This window comes from Streptomyces sp. SA15, assembly GCF_002291145.1.
Classification (GTDB): Bacteria; Actinomycetota; Actinomycetes; order Streptomycetales; family Streptomycetaceae; genus Streptomyces.
Genome location: NZ_NTGE01000013.1, coordinates 24,392 through 41,180, shown reverse-complemented (window position 1 = coordinate 41,180; position 16,789 = coordinate 24,392). Strand labels below are relative to the sequence as shown.

General features: G+C 69.7%; 11 protein-coding genes, 1 tRNA gene and 1 riboswitch. Of the genes, 6 read left to right on the top strand and 6 right to left on the bottom strand.

Features of this window, described 5'->3' with window-relative positions; all coding sequences use genetic code 11:
* Window positions 1-46: 46 nt before the first annotated feature.
* Window positions 47-2,254 carry an N-6 DNA methylase gene (locus CLM62_RS01505; RefSeq protein ID WP_095748079.1) on the bottom strand — a complete coding sequence of 736 codons (2,208 nt, stop codon included), beginning with the start codon at window positions 2,252-2,254 and terminating at the stop codon, window positions 47-49.
* A gap of 346 nt (window positions 2,255-2,600) precedes the next feature.
* Between CLM62_RS01505 and CLM62_RS01495 the strand changes: the two genes are divergently transcribed.
* From CLM62_RS01495 to CLM62_RS01485, 3 genes are all read left to right on the top strand, one after another.
* Window positions 2,601-3,248, top strand: coding sequence for a hypothetical protein (locus CLM62_RS01495; protein ID WP_257003603.1), 648 nt, complete (start codon window positions 2,601-2,603; stop codon window positions 3,246-3,248).
* 225 nt (window positions 3,249-3,473) lie between these two features.
* Window positions 3,474-5,111 (top strand): hypothetical protein, encoded by a 1,638-nt coding sequence (locus CLM62_RS49185; RefSeq protein WP_095748063.1) that lies wholly within the window; start codon window positions 3,474-3,476, stop codon window positions 5,109-5,111.
* 125 nt (window positions 5,112-5,236) lie between these two features.
* A complete protein-coding gene (locus CLM62_RS01485; protein ID WP_179381891.1) occupies window positions 5,237-8,614 on the top strand; it encodes an AAA family ATPase in 3,378 nt (1,125 codons plus the stop codon).
* 322 nt (window positions 8,615-8,936) lie between these two features.
* On the opposite strand, the gene CLM62_RS01480 is transcribed toward CLM62_RS01485, so the two are convergent.
* Both CLM62_RS01480 and CLM62_RS01475 read right to left on the bottom strand, forming a co-directional pair.
* The gene (locus tag CLM62_RS01480; RefSeq protein ID WP_095748061.1) at window positions 8,937-9,485 is read right to left on the bottom strand and encodes an SMI1/KNR4 family protein; all 549 of its coding nucleotides are present in this window, start codon (window positions 9,483-9,485) and stop codon (window positions 8,937-8,939) included.
* A gap of 295 nt (window positions 9,486-9,780) precedes the next feature.
* Window positions 9,781-11,232, bottom strand: a complete 1,452-nt coding sequence (locus CLM62_RS01475; RefSeq protein WP_218835534.1) for an ATP-binding protein — start codon at window positions 11,230-11,232, stop codon at window positions 9,781-9,783.
* 528 nt (window positions 11,233-11,760) lie between these two features.
* Here CLM62_RS01475 and CLM62_RS49650 point away from each other — a divergent pair.
* A complete protein-coding gene (locus tag CLM62_RS49650) occupies window positions 11,761-12,321 on the top strand; it encodes a hypothetical protein (RefSeq protein WP_095748059.1) in 561 nt (186 codons plus the stop codon).
* An 88-nt stretch (window positions 12,322-12,409) separates the two neighbouring features.
* Window positions 12,410-12,585, top strand: a riboswitch (cobalamin riboswitch).
* Between the two features lie 197 nt (window positions 12,586-12,782).
* Here the strand turns inward: CLM62_RS49650 and CLM62_RS01465 are convergent.
* The 3 genes from CLM62_RS01465 to CLM62_RS01455 all read right to left on the bottom strand — a co-directional run bounded on the left by CLM62_RS01465 (window position 12,783) and on the right by CLM62_RS01455 (window position 14,612).
* A tRNA-Arg gene (locus CLM62_RS01465) sits at window positions 12,783-12,855 on the bottom strand.
* A gap of 404 nt (window positions 12,856-13,259) precedes the next feature.
* Window positions 13,260-13,628, bottom strand: a complete 369-nt coding sequence (locus CLM62_RS01460) for a helix-turn-helix transcriptional regulator (protein ID WP_257003602.1) — start codon at window positions 13,626-13,628, stop codon at window positions 13,260-13,262.
* A gap of 510 nt (window positions 13,629-14,138) precedes the next feature.
* Window positions 14,139-14,612 carry a MarR family winged helix-turn-helix transcriptional regulator gene (locus CLM62_RS01455; protein ID WP_095748058.1) on the bottom strand — a complete coding sequence of 158 codons (474 nt, stop codon included), beginning with the start codon at window positions 14,610-14,612 and terminating at the stop codon, window positions 14,139-14,141.
* Window positions 14,613-14,686: 74 nt separating this feature from the next.
* On the opposite strand from CLM62_RS01455, the gene CLM62_RS01450 reads away from it, so the two are divergent.
* Window positions 14,687-15,061 (top strand): cupin domain-containing protein, encoded by a 375-nt coding sequence (locus tag CLM62_RS01450; RefSeq protein ID WP_095748057.1) that lies wholly within the window; start codon window positions 14,687-14,689, stop codon window positions 15,059-15,061.
* 145 nt (window positions 15,062-15,206) lie between these two features.
* A complete protein-coding gene (locus tag CLM62_RS01445) occupies window positions 15,207-16,781 on the top strand; it encodes an MFS transporter (protein ID WP_095748056.1) in 1,575 nt (524 codons plus the stop codon).
* The last annotated feature ends 8 nt before the right edge of the window (window positions 16,782-16,789 follow it).

Genomic DNA, 16,789 nt, shown 5'->3' with positions numbered 1-16,789 from the left:
GGCAGGGATCCAGTGTGGTCGTGTGCGGTGGGACGTGTGGGGCGTTTCAGGCGGATTGGCTGTCCGGGGTGTCCGGTGGCAGGAGTACGCCGGCGGTGAGGCCGGTGGCCAGGGTCGCCGCGGTGTCGGCGGCGAGGTCGGCGGTTCGGCGGACGGCCGCGCGCAGCTCGTAGACGCCGCGGAACGCCTCCCCGTAGCGCCGCTGTTCCTCCAGGGGCAGCAGCGGTACGCGCAGGCGGCCCGGTGTGACGTGCACGAGGGTGCTGCCGGTGGAGGCGGAAGCGATGTTGTCCTCGGCGCCGAGGAACCCGGCCAGGAACCACGGGTCGAGGCGGGCCGGGTCAGGGCGTAGGAGGTGGATGTGCGGACCGAGCAGAGCTCCGGCGTCCTGGTCGTCCGCGACCCGGGTCATCGCGGCCGCGTCGCCGCCGCCCGCGACGGCGCGTACGAGGACGTCCCCGGCGGCGACGGGCTGCGTGGCGTCCGCGTGGATGTCAACGGGCCCGCTGGACGGGGGGTTTGCGGCCGAGATGTCCTGGGCGGTGATGACCGGCCGGTCCACGGTGGGGGCGGCGCCCCCCTTGGAACCTCGCGTGCCGGGCGTCGCTGCCCGCAGCACGGTCAGGGCCCCGCCGCGTGCCAGGTCGGAGACGGTCGCCGTACGCCACTCGCGGGCCGAGGCCCCGGACGGCTGCCACCCGCCGGACGCGGAGGCGGCTGCCAAGGCGGCGACCTGCTCGGCCAGTTGCTCGTGCAGGTCGTGGACGCGCCGGGCCAGGACGGCCGGGTCGATGTCGGCCGCGGTCGCCCGCACATGGCGGGCCGGGGTGACGTCGACGACGTCGTCGAGGAGGTCGACGAGCGGCACCGCGCGGGCGACGCCGGGCTCGTCGGCGTAGGTGTCGGGGGCGGTGGTGAACGCGGCCCACTGGCCGAGGACCCGCTCGGTCAGCCCCGCCCAGTCGAAGGAGGCGGCGGAGGCGGAAGAGGCAGAGGAGGCGGCGGAAGAGGAAGAGCCGGATCGGCGGGGGCGTGAGCCGCCGCGGGCGCCGGCGCCGGCCGTGGCCGTATCGGTGGCGGACGGCGTGCCCGTGGCGCCGCCCCGCTGCTCGCCCTCCCCGTCGACGAACAGCACCGTCGTACGGTCCGTGCCGCCCGGCTCGGGGCGTTGGAACACCCAGATCTGCAGGCCGATGTGGAGCGGATACGCGGCACGCGCCGGGAGTGAGACGACGGCGCGCAGGGCCCCGCTGCGGATGAGTTCCGCGCGGACGCGGCGACCGGAGGCGCGGAAGGCGAGCGCGGGCGGCAGCAGCATGACCGCGTGGCCGCCGGGCTCCAGGTGCGCGAGGGCGTGCTGCACCCAGGCCAGTTCGGATTCGAAGCGCGGTGGGAGACCGTAGGCCCACCTCGGGTCGTAGGCCAGCTCGTCGTGACCCCAATCGCGGTCGGCGAACGGCGGGTTGCACAGGACGGCGTCCACGGTGAGGTCGGGGAAGGCGTCGGCGCGCAGGCTGTCGCCGACGCGGATCGCCGTCTCGGCCTTGGGCGCGGCGAGCAGCAGCCGGACCGCGGTGCGCCGGCCCTGGACGGGGAGCGAGTCCTGCCCGAACAGCTCCTGTGCGCCCTGCCGGGCGGCGGCGGCGAGGAGCGTGCCGCTGCCGCAGGCAGGGTCGAGGACGCGGGACGTGCCGGCGGGCAGGAGCCGTGCCATGAGCAGGGCCAGGCCCTCCGGGGTCTGGTAAACGCCGCTGGCGGCGCCCTCGTCCAGTTCGCGTTCGGCGAGGACGTCGACGGCGGCCTGTGCCCCCGCCTCGCGGACGCAACCCAGCAGCGCGCGGACCGCGCCTGCGTCGTCCGGACCGTAGCGGACCGGCTCGGCCTCGGGCACGGCAGCCGGGAGCTCGCCCGCGGTCTTCTCCGCTCGGGCGATCAGCTGGTCGTCGGGCACGGCGGCGAGCTCGGCCAGCTCCTCCGGCGTGCGGCGGGACGCGGCAGCCACCAGCGGGAACAGTCGCGCGGCCACTCCCGAGCCGGGTCCCAACAGCCGTAGCGCCGTACGCAGCTCCTCGGTCGGCGAGGCGGCGGAGGTGTGCCCGCGTCCCCGCAGCCATGCCTGGACGGCCGGCAGGTCGTAGAGCGGGCTGGCCTCCGTGCCTGCGCTGGGGGCCGGGAAGTCGTCGTGGCGGCGGCGCCAGTTGCTGACCGTCGCGCGCGTGACCCCTGCGATGCGGGAGATCTCGGCGGCTGTCACGTGCGCGGAGGGTGCCAGTTGGGCTGGTGGCTGCTGGGGCATGGCGTGGGGTTCCGCACCTCTCGGGCCAGAGTCGGACAGTGGACGGTTAACACGTTACAGCGGTCGTCAAGTCCGCCAATCTGTTTGACGACGCTTTCAGTGTTGTGCTTATCTAGTTCCGCTTCCGAGTGGAAGCGGCGGCCTGGGGCGCTCTGCGGCGCCCGCGCCACACATCCGGTCTCTCCAGATCCCTGCCGATCCCGTCCATCGCAACGTCAGGTCAGGGCCGCACCCGCCCTCGCGTCCATTCCGCATCGCTGTCGCCACTCACCGCACATCGCACTCGCAACAGGGAGGAACCCAAATGACCACCCAGCCCCCGCAGCAGCCGGGCTTCCCGCAGCAGCCCGGCTTCCCGCAGCAGCCGGGCTTCCCGCAGCAGCCCGGCTTCCCGCAGCACCCCGGATTCCCGCAGCAGCCCGGCTATCCGCAGCCTCCCTTGCCGCAGAAGAAGCGGTCCAAGGCCAAGCTGGGCTGCCTCGGTTGCGGTGGCATCCTGGCTGCCGCGCTCATCATCGGTGGTATCGCGGCCGCGGTGGGGTCCGGCTCGGGCGACTCCTCGTCCAGCGCCGCGTCCTCCGCCGCGTCTGCCGGCTCCCCCAAGGCCACCGGTTCCTCCAAGGCCACCGGCCCCTCCAAGACCGCCGCGCCCCAGCAGTCCACCGTCGACGCCTTCAAGGCGTACGTGAAGAAGCACGAGTCCGCGAAGACGCGGGAGGCCGCAGCGCACGTCACCAAGGTCCAGGGTGCCGACGAGAACAACGACATCCTGGACACGGCTGACATCTACACGGACTACACCGGGGGCCTGGCCAGCCCGGACACCGGCAACGCCAAGCTGCTCGCCTCGGCCTTCGCCGACTTCCAGTCCAGCCGGGGAAAGGCCAGCAAGAACGGCCTTGTCACCGTCTACAACGCTGACGGCGACATCCTGAGCAACGGCAATTACTGATGTCGTAGCCGGAGCCCGCGCCGTTCCGAACCTGTCTGTCGAACCCGGCAGTTCACAGCTCCCAGCACCGCCGCCGACCAACATCTGCCCGGGAGATCCCAGCACGGCCGGCGGCCCGCCAAAGGCGGCAATGACGACAGAAGGCCATACGGAGGGTCGTTCCGGCTGGGCACAACACCCCGACTATCCATGCCAGTTACCCCGCTCGTGACTTGGAAGGTCACCGTGACGATCGCCACGCACACCGAGCTGGTCCACCACTTCACCGAAGACTTCACCGCGCTGCAGGACGCCGTCCTCACACGCATGAACGGCATGGCTTCCCCGGAGACCGCCGCGGCCCTGGCCCACCCTTCGCTCGTCGGGCCCATCGCCATCGCTCTGGCCCACGCCGATGTCCTCGCCCGTGGGGACATCAGGCGCACCGAGCTCTCAGGACTGCCGGCACCCCGCCGACTGCGACACCTGCGCGAGCACGCACGCAGGGTGCGCCGGGCACGGTCCGAGGCGGATGCCGTGTGCAAGGAGCAGCGTGCGCGCCGCATCGCCGATCGTCGTAGACCCCCGCTGGAGCCGCTGGAGCTGCGCGTGGCGCGAGCCGCGGACCCGGAAGCGTACGGCCGGGCCCTGCGGGAGGAGCTCCTTGACCGCGGATCGACGGCCGCCGATGTGCGGGCGCCGGACAACGATCTCGCCCTGTGGGCTCGGGAACAGGGCTCGGCAGACGCCGAACTGCCGGTACCAGTCCGCGAACTGCTGGAGTGCCACGACGACGCCTTCGTCCAGGCTCTCCTGCGCGACGCCCGGGAGGGGGAGAATCCGCACCTTGCGCACGACGCGGTGGTCGCACGGTGGGGCCGGCATGCCCGTACCGCGCTGGCCTGGGGCCGCTACGCCATCGCCCAGGCCGAACGCCAGGTGCTCGCCCGTCCTCTCACCGCCCGCCGTGCGCAGCTTGACGCGCTCGACGACGCCTACCAGGACGCTGCGATCCTCGCGGCCCGCGCCCGCGAGGCGAAACATCGGATCGCCGATCTTCATGACCGGATCCGGGACCGTGCGGCCGCTGGGCCCTTCGCGGAGCTCATCGCGCAGTGCCGCGCCGCAGCTCTCATCCGCTTCGCCGCCGGCGAGCCCCGGTTGTGGCAGCGGGCCTGTCGGCTGGCCACCGAGCACCAGGCAGACTGCGACGCACGGGCCGACGGCTGCCCGCGGTGCCACCGCACCCTCGCCGCCCTCCTCACCGAGAACGCATCCGCCGACACGTCGCAGGACGGCGACGGCGGCGGTTCGGAGGGTTTCGCCCCCGGCTACAAGGAGCGTTACGCCATCCTCGACGACTTCCCCAGCCGCGCCGCAGTGGCCGTCGCCGATGCCGCGGTCGGCGACGAATCCGCACTGTGCGGCTACGGCTGGGCCACCGAGGACGGAACAACCGGATACGGCGACTCCATGGCCTCGTGCAGCGGCGAGGCCGAGATCATCGGTATCTGCCGGGCCGCCCTCAGCCTCCTTGGCCGCCACCCGGAAGCCCCCGTAGTCGTCCTGTGCGACAGCATCGAGGCCGTCGAGGCAGTGAACCTGGCCTTGACGAGCGCCGATCCGGCAGCTGCCCACCGCACCGTCCTCTTCCCCGAGGGCAGGGAACTCCTGGACCGCCTGTTGCCCCATCGCGACCACGTCCAGGTCCGCTGGCTCAAGGGCCACATCGGACATGACCTCAACGAAACCGCCGACGCCCTCGCCGGCCTCGCCGTCCGGCGCGCCACCGGCCGCGTCTCTGCCTCCGCCGCCCGCAAGGAAGAGGCACGGATCCTGCGCTCTCTGCGCTCCGACCAGCACCCCGGCGTGGCCGCCGCCTGACCCTGACCGACTCCGTCGCTGTCCTTCTGACGACTTGTCACCAGTCGGCTGATAGTTCTTTCACCGGTGTACGGGCACATGCCCGGCGCAGCACCCTTCGGGGCACTGCAAGGGAGGGGATACACATGGGCACCACCACGCGCGACGAGATCATCGCCATCGAGCAGAAGGCGGTGGACCGCGCCTACGCCTGCTACGCCGCGCGGCTGGCCGAACTGACCGGGGGGTCGGTCGCCTCGGCCTCCGCGAGCGGCAAGGACAGCGTCGCCAACCGTCTCGCGGCCGAGGAGCGAGCCGCGGCGTACGGAGGTCTCGGCAACGCATCGCTCGTCATCAGCCGCGTAGACGTGCAGGACGGCCCCGGTGGTGAGCCCGATACCTGGTACGTCGGCCGACGTGCCGTTTCCGACGTCCACACCCGCGATACCGTCGTCGTGGAGTGGACCAACGCACTCGCGAAGAAGTGGCTCGACGCGCTGCCGGACGCTCCGGGGGAGGTGCTCCTGCGGCGGCGGCTGCACTGCACGCAGCGCGTCGTCGAAGGCTATGCCGACGACATCTCCGTCGCTGTCCCCACCCCGCGGCCGACCGCGGACGACGCCGATCCGGAGTCTGCGGCGGCAGACTTCGCCACCGACGTACCGCAGCCGGAAAAGGCACGGCCGCCCGTCCTCACCCCCGCCGACGTCGCCCGCCTCCATCGTCAAAAGCCCCAGCAGCCTGACGACTTCCTCCTGCGCGAGCTTCAGCGCTCTCGCAGCGGCACCATGCGGGACATCGTCGAGACCATACGCCGTGACCAGATGGCTCTGGTCACCGGTTCGCCCTCCGACATCCTCGTCGTGCAGGGCGGCCCGGGTACCGGCAAGTCGGCGGTCGGCCTGCACCGCGTGACCTGGCTCGTCAACAACGGGCATTTCAAGGCCCAGGATGTCCTCGTTGTCGGCCCCCATCAGCGGTTCCTGGACTACGTGAGCCAGGTGCTGCCCACGCTCGGCACCCGAAACGTCAACGCCGTGCAGGTGACCCGCCTGTGGGACGGCGAGATACTCGGCACCGACACCCCCCAGGCGCGGGTGGTGAAGTCCGATGAGCGCATGGCGGCCGTCCTGCGGCGGCGCGTCGAGATCGAGTGCCGTCCCGAGGCCGTCGACGAGTTCACCACCACTCCCTCTTATGACGGGGCCAAGCCGGAGCTCACCGCCACCGTCGGCAGCACGACCCTGCGTGTCCTGCGCTCCGAGGTGCTCGCCCTCCTCGAGGACGTGCGCCAAGGCGATGGTTCCTACCGTGAGCGCCGCGACCGCTTCCGCGGCCTGCTCGTCGACCGCCTGCTGCGGGAACTCGTTGCCGTCGCCCCTCGCCGCAGCCGCGACGACTCGATCCGCCGCGACCTGGAACGCAACCGTCAAGTCGAGCGCCTGATCGAACGTGTCTGGCCGTCACCGGGCGCCAGGGAAGCCCTCCGCACTCTCTACGACTCGGAAGATCTCCTGCGTACCTGCTCCGAGGGCATTCTCGATGCCGCGGAGCAGGCCGCCGTGCACCGTCCTCGGGCTGAAAAGGCCAACGCCGATCCCTGGACGCTCGACGACCATGTCTGCCTCGAAGAACTGAGGTATCTCATCACCGGGGAGACCCCGCAACGGTACGGGCACATCGTCGTCGACGAGGCACAGGACCTGACACCCATGCAGGCCCGCTCCCTGCGCCGGCGCTCCGCGGCGCACGGCTCCATGACCATCCTCGGCGACCTTGCCCAGGCCACCGGCCCCCACACCCACACCGACTGGGACCGCCTCGGCACCCTCCTGTCCGACCACGGCGACTGGCGCGTAGCCGAGCTGACCACCAGCTACCGCGTGCCCGCCGAAATCATGGAGTTCGTCGCCCCCCTTGCCCGTACCGTCGCCCCCACACTGCCGTACCCGCAGGCCGTGCGCGCGGCGGGCGAAGACGCCGTACGGACGGTCGCGACCGAGCCGTGGAAACTCCTCGACGACACCGTGGCCCAAGCCACCCGCCTCATCGGCACCAGCGATGGACACACCCTGCGCTCCGTGGCGGTCATCGTCCCCGACGACTCCGGCTGGCTCGACGAGATCAGCCGCCACCTGGACCTGGCCGACGGCATCACCGAGCAGGGACGCGAGGCGGTGTCCGTGCTGGCTGCCGCCCAGGCCAAGGGCATGGAGTACGACCACGTCCTCGTCGTCGAACCCGCCACCATCGCCGACCGCGGCCCGGCCGGCCTGCGCCAGCTGTACGTCGCGCTCACCCGCAGCACCCAGAGCCTGACCGTCCTGCACACCTCCCCGCTCCCGGAGGCCCTCACGAACACCGACGGCGGCAGCACCGAACCAGCACCCACCGAAGGCGAACCAGGGATGGCAGACGGTGACGTCCCCGAGATCGGTACGGGCATCCGAGCCCGTGTGATCGGCCGGGCACCCGGCGGCCGGTACAGGGTCAAGGCCCTGTCTCCCGCGATTGATGTCCCTTTGGTCCTGACCGTCCGCCACGGCTCGGTGCCCCCGCGTCCCGGCGAGGAACTGGACTGCTGGGTTTTCGCCCACGAGACGAACCACTGCCTGCTCACCGCGGACCAGCGTGGTCGCCAGCCCATCTCGCCGAGAATGGCGGAACGCTACGTGGCGGCGCTCGGCGTTTTCGACGACCTGACCAACGGCGACGGAACCATTCCGGAGAACGCCCGTGATCGTCTGTCTGAGCTCAAGGGCATGGCCAACCGCGTCCTCCGCCGCGACCAGGCGGATTGGGTGGCTGTGCGTCGTGTGCTCGGATCCCCGGACAAGCACCGCCTCAGCCTCCTGCGCGACCTCGCGGCGCACACCAACCGCATGCTCAAGGACAACAACCTGGACGTGAACCGACTCCAGGAGGACCTGGCACGCGCCGGCTGGGCCCAGGCCCTGCACGAAGCCCGGGAGGCACTCCAGCACCGCCGGGCCGCCATGGGCGAACCCGAAACCGACGATGCACCCGCCTCCGCTGAACAGCAGTCCGAGCAGAAGGAAGCCGAGCCCGTGACCTCCGCCGAAGACATGCCCGCCACGCCAGAGCCCGCGAAGGGGCTTCTGCACTCGCTGGAGACCGCGGCGGCCGCCGACCGCACGTGCAAAAAGCACGAGGCGGTGCGCCATGCTCTCAAGGCGGCCCTGCTCTGGGCGGACCTGCAGCCGACCGACTCCCCAGTCATCGATGTCAGCCGGATAGCGGAAGACGGCCACTTCCTCTACGAGGTTCTCGGTGCCGGCCGCTCCACCTACGCCGACCTCCGCTCGGGAGCCACCCGCCTGCTGGAGATCAACCACACCCTGCCCGCTCCTGCCGACCGCCTTTATCTGGTGCTCTCCGAACCGCCCGCCGAGGACTGGTCGGCCGACACCTTGTACGGCGCCTTCCGGGTTCACGTCCTGTGGCGCACCCCCGACAGCTGGGGCGGCCAGGACGCGGAAACCGCCCTGGGCTCCGGACTTTGATCCTGGTCGTCGGTCTCGTGCCGACCATCCGGAGTTCGTCGCCACGCACGAGGGTGTCCACCGGCGCCGAATCCGACGTGGCAGATGCGCCCACCGACATCTCGGCCATCACCTCAGAGACCGTCTCCCGGGCGATCCGCAACCGCTCCAGATTCTCCCGGGCCTCCTCCAACCGACCGGCACCTTGGCCAGTTGGTCCTCAAGGTCATCCACCCGCTCCCGGGCCGCCGCCTCCCGGGCCTCCAACTCCTCGAACAATGAGCCCATCGGTGTCGCCTCCTCCACCGTCACGGTAGAGACGACCGCACCCGCGCGTGCCTCGTCAGCGCGCGGGGCAGTCCTTGCCGGCCAGCTCGCGGCGCGGGTAGGGCCCGTCCGGCATGGTGCCGTTCAGCCAGTCGTTGAGCCACTCGGCCAGCGACTGCCCGAGCGGGGCCAGGGCATGCCCCGTGCAGCAGAGGTTGGGGTCCCAGTCCCACATCTGCCCGTCGGCCGTCCTGAAGTCGATCAGTGCCCACATCGCACCGCCCCGGTCCATGAGCGGAACGATCCCTGACGGAAGGGGGCTCTCGGGCTCGGCGAAGTCGCGGTATGCCTCCGAGATATCCGCGCAGTCGCTGAACCAGTCGCCGGTATCCGTCAACGACACCACATCCCACGGCCCGAACCCACCATTGGCCACTTCGAGATAGAGCCGCCGCAGTAGCAGGGGCATCGGGTGCCCCACCACCTGCTCCACCGCCCGTACATCGTCCGCAGAGGCAGCATCCGGCAGTTCTCGGTCGGCCACCTGCTCACGCACGGCCAGGATGAGATCGTCATCAATCACAAGCAGATCCTCGACCACGCCGGACCGCTTGTCGATGGGCAACGTTGCTGCTCAGCGCCTTCCCTCAGAAGGAACTGCAACCAACCGAGTCCTCATCGCAACCCAGGACGGCGTCTACGAATCCCGCGACGGCGGTAAGACCTTCACCCAACGCCTGCCGGTCACCCACACCACCGACGACTGACCATCGGCCCGCCGAGGAGCAGCTCCCAGGGGTTGAGCCCGTGGCCGTTTTCGCAGGTCAGCAGACTGGGAATGAGCGTGAGCTGAGGCTCTCCGGGACGCCGGTAATGGTGGAGGTCATGTTCCCGGTACAGGGGCGGTGACTGCGACCGGGTCAGTCGCCGTGGTAGAGGCGAACTGGATCGATCAGCTGGATGGCGGGGTCGTTCTCGGCGAGGTGGCGCAGTTCGTCGGTGAAGCCGGTGCCGCTGTAGCACTGCAGCCGGGTGACGTCGGTGGCGGTGCCGCGCGCGGTGAGGAGAGCACGGATGTGCTGGAGACGTTCGAGGTGGCCCTTTCCCATGACGTCGTTCCATTTGGCTTCGCCGATGGCGAGTAGTGTTTCGCGGCCGCTGTCGGTCTCGCCATGGACCGCGACGTCGACTTCGTGGCTGGTCTTCGCGGCAGGATCGTTCACGGTGCCGCTGGCGACTCTTGTGACCTGCCCGCCGTGGGTTGCGGGGGACGCGTGCCAGCGGGCCCATTCGCGGCAGACCTGTTCGAAGTGCGGGCCGACGACCTTGCTGCGGAAGGTGGACTGGGCGCGGCGCCAGACGGCGGGGGCGCGTCCGGGGCGTTCCAGATCGCCCCAGGCGGGGCGCATGACCGCGTGGTAGAAGGCGATGAGAGGTTCGGCGATGCGATAGGCGGAGCGGTTGCGGCGGAAGGCGTCGGCCTCGTGGGTGATCATGCCGACGTCCTGGAGGACGCTGAGCGGGTGGGCGAGGTCGGTGGACTTGCGGCCGAGGTAGTCGGCGATGCCGCCGCGTGCGGCGTTTCCGGCGGCGATGGCGGCCAGGACGGAGTGGTAGAGCGCGGTGTCGTGGAGTTCGGGTTCCTCTGCGAGCAGGTAGCGGGCCTCCCGGAAGAGCGGACGGGCGGGATTGAGGACGGCGCGGGTGACCCAGGCGTCGAAGTCGTGGGGCCCGGCGGGGGCGTCGCCCTGGGTGAACTCGCGGCGGTAGGCGGGGGTGCCGCCGACGATGGCGTGGGTGAGCAGTGCGGTGCGCGGGTCGGTGATCTCCCAGAATTCGGCGGCGAGGCGGAAGTCCAGGGTGGGGACGACGAGTTCCAGGCCGGCGCGGCCGCGCAGCGGGGCGTTGCCGGCGAGGAGTCCGCCCATGAAGGACAGGGCGGAGCCGCACAGCAGGAGCCGTACGGGGGTGTTGGTGTGCTGGGCGGCGGGGTCGAGGGCGCGCTGGATGATTGAGGGGAGGGCGGGGGAGGCCTTGGCGAGGAAGGGGAACTCGTCGATGACCGCGATGGTGGGGTCGCCCCTGTCGGCGATGCGCATGAGCTCGGTGACGGCCTCGTCCCAGTGGGTGAAGCGGAACGGGGTGGGCTGGTCGCGGTGGCGGGCGAGGGCTTCGCCGAACTGGCGCAGGGCGTCGGTTTCGGTGGTCTCGGTGGCGGTGAACATGAAGCCGCCGCTTGCCCGTGTGACGGCGTCCAGGAGGAAGGTCTTGCCCTGGCGGCGGCGGCCGGAGACCACGCCGAGGGTGGCGCGCGGGCCGGGCAGGGCGGCGAAGCGGGTCAGCTCGGCCCACTCGAAGTCGCGGTCGAACATCTCGGCAGGTTTGTCCACGGCACACCTCTACATGGATAGGTGCGCTTATTATATCTGGGCTTATTCAAGAGCGCCTTCATTCGTGCGTCCGTGCCCGGCGTTGGCCCCGGATGGTGGCGAGGCAAGGATCGGGGCAGGGTGGGCGCGGGTGGTGGGCGGTGGTCACCGCGATCGCGGATCACCGTGGAGGCCGCCTTGCATCTTTGAAGTGCCAACCCGCCAGCGTTCGAACCGGCATCGCTGTCTCGCTGGTCGCGAACGTCGCAGCCGTTCCTTGCAGTCAGCTCACGGCGGACAGGTGATGTGCCCCGGTCCCCCGCCGCCCACCCCGCAGAAAGGGATCGCCGCAGTCACAGCCGCCGAACCCGGACGCGGCGTCGAAGGCACGTTCCTACGCCGCCCGGGCACGTTGCCGCGTATCGCGCTGCTTCTTCTTCGCACGCCGTCGTTCCTGGTTGCGTTTGCCCACTGCGGTACCTCATGCTCGCGGAGGTGTTGCCGTCTCCGCAGCGAGCGTGCCGGCATGCCGTGGCACTCGCCCTGCACGCCGTCGAACGGCGCCTGCCCTGGCACGCCGCACCCGTCGACGACACCCCCTGTGCCCCCGGCGAAGCCCTGGACGCACTCGCCGCCGTGGAGAAGGCCGCGGTGCTGGACCGGCTGCTGGATGCTCGGCCCGAACTACGCGCAGAAGCAGACCAGTTGGCCGTCCACTTGCTCGCCCCGCGTGCCCCCGCCGAACTGACCGCCCTGCAGGAGGGGACGGCGGCCGAGGTCGAGCAGGCCCTGCGCACCCTGGACAGCGACCATCTGAGCACCGGCTATCGCCCGGGCTTCGGGTACACCGACGTATTCGGGTACACCGACGTATACAAGGCCGCGAGCCGTCTGATCGAGCCGATCATCGAGCAGTACGAGGCCGATGTCCGTCGCCGTCTGGCGCTGGGCATGCCCGACGCGGCCGAGGTCGTGGCCTCGGCGTACTCGACGGCCTGGACGCCTGCGAAGGCGACTACGACGGCGACGAGGTGCTGTGCTACGCCGGGGAGGGGCTCGCTGAGACCTACGGGTGCAAGATCCGTGAACTGATGCGCACCGCAGGCCGAGTCGTGGAGTAGACCCGCCCTATCCCTTCACGTGTCTCACCGCACAGCCGAGGGCTCGGCGCGGTCGCGCGTTCTTCTGGGATGCTTCCGGCCGACAAGCGACGGCGGAACGAGGAACCCGGTGAGATTCCGGCACGGTACCGCCACTGTGCAGGGGGGCGACTCTCCGCCATGGCTACGGCCCCGTTCGGGGCGGGATCGGGGAAGTGTTGATCCCGAGTCAGGACACTCACGCCGTCGTACCTCGACGAACCGGGGCGGATTCCCCGAGAACGGGCCGCGCCCTGGCGGTCAAGACGTGGGTGGCCGTCAGATCGCTAAGGAATGTCCGAAGTGCGAATAATGTGCATTTCAATGTTCCCAGGGCGTTCCCATTGCACACCTGAAGGCCTTCCAGAGAGGTTCCCTGGAAGGCCTTCACTGCGCTGACCTGCAGTTTTATTGTGCCCCCGGCAGGATTCGAACCTGCGACACCCGCTTTAGGAGAGCGGTGCTCTATCCCCTGAGCTACGAAGGCGGGGATCTGTCGGAAAACGTGTCTGAAATCCGCCCGAAGCTGGACGAACCTCATTCAGTTGGATCCCGACAGGTCTGTGGCAGCGCGGCCAACGACGGCTGCGCCACCGCCGACAGTGTAGCGGGTGGGCTGGTGGTGGCAGGTGACGCTTGGGCGGCGAGGCCGTCTGTGCTGGTCGAGCGGGAGAGTGAGCGGGCAGGGCTCGGCCGTGACGGCCCCTTGGTGGGGTGTCGCGGCCGGGGCCTCTGGTGCGTGTTATGCGGTGCGGCGTGAGGAACGCGGCGGCAGCGCCCTGAACCGACGCCGGGCGGAGGCGCGAGTCTGTCCGGGAAAGACTCAAACATAGGGCTGGGGGTGCCATGCCGTGCGGGGCAGCCGCGGCTCGGTTGAGGGCTCGCTGCCGTCTACGTCTGGACGGTTCCCTGCTGTGGGTCGGTGACGCCGCTCTCAGGAGCCTCCCCGGGAGCGGGGATGCTCCACTCCACGTGCTGCGGCCACAGCATCACTCCCAGCGCGCCTTCCAGGTCGACCACGGTGAGCATGTCGGGCCAGACGGAGCCGTTCAGAACGTTGGCAATCACCTGACGGTTGACTCCGCTCTCGCGCGCCAGGGCATTGGCGCTCATGCCCTGTTCCGCCATGGCCTCGGCGAGCCGACGGGCGATCGCCTGGGCGACGAGGGCGCCGCGGTGGGGCCGCATCATGGCGTGCGGCCATGTGGCGCCGACCACGTATTCGTTCGGCTTTTGCGCACGTCGCTTTCCTCCAGGCACCCGACAAGTGTGGCGGAGACACGCCTGCAATGCGCGCCCGCCCCACCATGCTACTTATGCAGCAACCCCCTGGGATGAGATATCCAGAGGCGGAGTGGTCCGGTGCGAGTGATGAATCGGCCGACGGCAAGCGTCCGGCCGTCCTGTCCCGGTACGAAGGATGAGCGCGGGCTGCGGGCAAGTTCTGGGAGTCGTCCTTGCTGTCCTGAGGAGGGTGCGGCGTGCTCCACGACAGCGGATGCGGCTGGGGTGAGCCCAGGACGAGACTGGACGTCGCGTTTTTCGGGCGACCCAGAGGAGGACGCAAGGTGCCGGTGTCCAGTGCCGCCGGCCCCGAGAGGCAGCCGGGACAGAGGAGGCCGGCGGGACCATAACAGCATTGGGTTCACACGCCAGGCCGCGACGAGAGCGCACAGCTCGTCGAGGATCGCAGCCAGATCGGCGTAGGCGTGTTCATCGCTGTGGCTGGGGCGGCGCTCAGGGCGATCTCATGGTGTGCGTTGCTCGTCGTCACCAGACGGGACGCAACGGCGGGATCGAGTCGCCGGTCAAGGTGCGGATGATGGCCGCGAGCTCAGCTCGTGGAACCTGCAGACCGACCTCATGGAGTTGCTTGGTCAGCTGTGCTTCCAGCTCGTGCAGGATCCTTCCGGCTACGGCTAGGTGTTCCAGCGCCTTCGCCGTCAATACGACCAGCTTGCGCCGACCGCCGGCGGGGTGCGGCTGGCGCTCGACGTATCCCCGTTTCTCCAGGTCGTCGATGATCTGGCCAGCGGCCTGCTTGGTGACCCCTAGTTGCTCGGCGAGTTCGCTGCTCGTAGCGCCTGCGCCGTGGAGCACCTGGAAGACCAGGCCGTGCATAGGGCGGAGTTCGGCGTAGCCGGCGGCGTCCAGGCGGCTCACGAACTCGGAGAGGACCAGTTGGAAGGCCATCCCGAGCAGGAAAGTGAGCTCGGTGCGCTCGAGCGGGTCGTGGGTCTCCATCGGTTCATCTTGACACACACCTATAAAGTAGCTTTACTCGCTTGCAAGTAAAGACGCTTTACACAGGAGGATCCATGTACGTGGTCAGCGAGAGCGAGCAGCGGACGACCACCACGCCCGCCGGCTCGATGTTCGGCCTGGCAGGTCCCAGCCAGGGCAGCGCCGAGGTCAGCACCTGGCGTGTGGAGCTCAGCGCGGATGCGTCCACCCCGGTGCACATCATCGACCGCGAGCAGGTGTGGATGCCCCTGTCAGGCGAGTTCGAGGTCGAGGTGGACGGCAAGACCGAACAGGTCAAGGCCGGCCAGGCACTCATCCTTTCCGCAGGTGCGGTGCGGCAGCTCAAGGCCGTCGGCGGCCCCGCCGAGGCGCTGGTCGCCATGGTCGTCGGGGGCAAGGCCATGATGCCGGGCAGTGACAACAAGATCCCCCTTCCCTGGGCGGAGTGACATTCCTGCCCTGAACAGCCCGACCAGGCCAACCCCCGATGGATCTGGTCGGGCTGTTCGCCGCTCCGAGCCTTGTCCCGCTGCCCCGGCGTGAGCGCGCAGCCGGAGACGTCACACATCAACCGCAACTCCACCAAGGACAGTTATGAACCCCGAAGTCAGCAGCGGGCGCCGCCGGGCGATCCTGGCTCTGCTCGCCATCACCGTACTGATCGTGGTCATGGACCTCACGATCATCAACGTGGCGCTCAATCCGATTCAGCAGAGCCTTGATGCGACCAACGCCGAGCTCCAGTGGTCCCTCGACTCCTACTTGATCACCTTCGCGGCCTTCCTGTTCACCGGCGGCGTTTGCGCGGACCGTTTCGGCCGGAAGAAGACCCTCATCTTCGGACTGACGGTGTTCGGCATCAGCTCGGTGCTGGGTGCGTACGCCGACAGCATCACGGAACTCATCGTGTGGCGCAGCGTCATGGGTGTAGGAGCCGCTGTCGTGCCGACCGTCACACTGGCGATCATCATGAACGTCTTTCCGCCCATGGAGCGCCCGAAGGCCATCGCGGCCTGGGCGTCGGCTGCCGGAGTGGCCTTCGCCGTGGGGCCGGTCCTCGGCGGTGTCCTGCTCGAACAGTTCTGGTGGGGGTCGATCTTCCTCATCAACGCCCCATTGATCGTCGTAGGCCTTGCCCTCATGGTGTGGCTCGTCCCCGAGTCCAAGAACCCCGCCCCCGCCAAGTTCGACCCCGTCGGCGTGCTGCTCTCCGTGGTCGCGGTCGGTCTGTTGGTTTACGGCATCGTGACGGGCGGCGAGGACAACGAGTGGCTGAGCGCGGAGACGCTCGGCGCCATCGTCGGCGGCGTGGTGTTGGTCGCGTTGCTCGTCGTGGTCGAGGCGCGGATGGCGGCGCCGTCCCTGGACGTCAGCCTGCTGCGTAACTCCCGGTTCTCGGCCGGCTCGGGCGCCATCGCGCTCTGCTTCTTCGCCCTCATCGGAGCCATCTTCATCACGCAGTTCTACTATCAGGCTGTGCTCGGCTTCTCCCCGATGGAGGCCGGCCTGTTGATGCTTCCCATGGGTGTGGGCTCCATGGTGATGTCGGCTCGCTGCCCCAAGCTCGTGATGCGGTTCGGTCCGCGTGCGGTGGTGGCTGCGGGGTCGGTCGTCATGGCGCTCTCCTTCCTGATCACGAGCCAGCTGACCGCGGACACGCCGACCTGGCTGCTGGTCGTGGCGCAGCTGATCTTCGGTCTGGGCTGGGGTTGCATTATGGCGCCGGCCACCGCCTCGCTGATGTCCGTGGTGCCCCCGGTTAAGGCGGGCGCTGGGCAGGCGGTGTCGCAGACGATGCGCCAGGTCGCCGGAGCCTTGGGCGTCGCGGTCATCGGCAGCATCCTCGGTGTGGTGTATCGCTCGGGGATGGAGGACTCGGTGAACGTGCTTCCGGAAGCCCTTCGCGAGGAGGCGGCCGGGTCGATCGGCGGCACGCTGCGGGCGATCGACGCCGCGAAGCTTGGAGATCAGGCTCCCGCACTGATCGACAAAGCTGTCGACACCTACCTGTCGGGCATGCAGGTCACCATGCTCGTGGCTGCCGGCGTGGCCCTGCTATCCGCAGCCGTGGCCATGCGCTGGCTGCCGAAGACCGCCCCGAAGCCGCCCATGCCGCCAGCACCTAAGCCCGCCGCGGAGGCCGCCGACACTCCGGGGGCGCGAGCCTGACGACGGAT

What these genes read in the sequence shown, in the direction of transcription:
- CLM62_RS01445 (WP_095748056.1), top strand. Translation starts at nt 15,207, where the DNA reads ATGAACCCCGAAGTCAGCAGCGGGCGCCGCCGGGCGATCCTGGCTCTG.
- CLM62_RS01495 (WP_257003603.1), top strand. Translation starts at nt 2,601, where the DNA reads ATGACCACCCAGCCCCCGCAGCAGCCGGGCTTCCCGCAGCAGCCCGGC.
- CLM62_RS01475 (WP_218835534.1), bottom strand. Translation starts at nt 11,232, where the DNA reads ATGTTCGACCGCGACTTCGAGTGGGCCGAGCTGACCCGCTTCGCCGCC.
- CLM62_RS01485 (WP_179381891.1), top strand. Translation starts at nt 5,237, where the DNA reads ATGGGCACCACCACGCGCGACGAGATCATCGCCATCGAGCAGAAGGCG.
- CLM62_RS01455 (WP_095748058.1), bottom strand. Translation starts at nt 14,612, where the DNA reads ATGGAGACCCACGACCCGCTCGAGCGCACCGAGCTCACTTTCCTGCTC.
- CLM62_RS01450 (WP_095748057.1), top strand. Translation starts at nt 14,687, where the DNA reads ATGTACGTGGTCAGCGAGAGCGAGCAGCGGACGACCACCACGCCCGCC.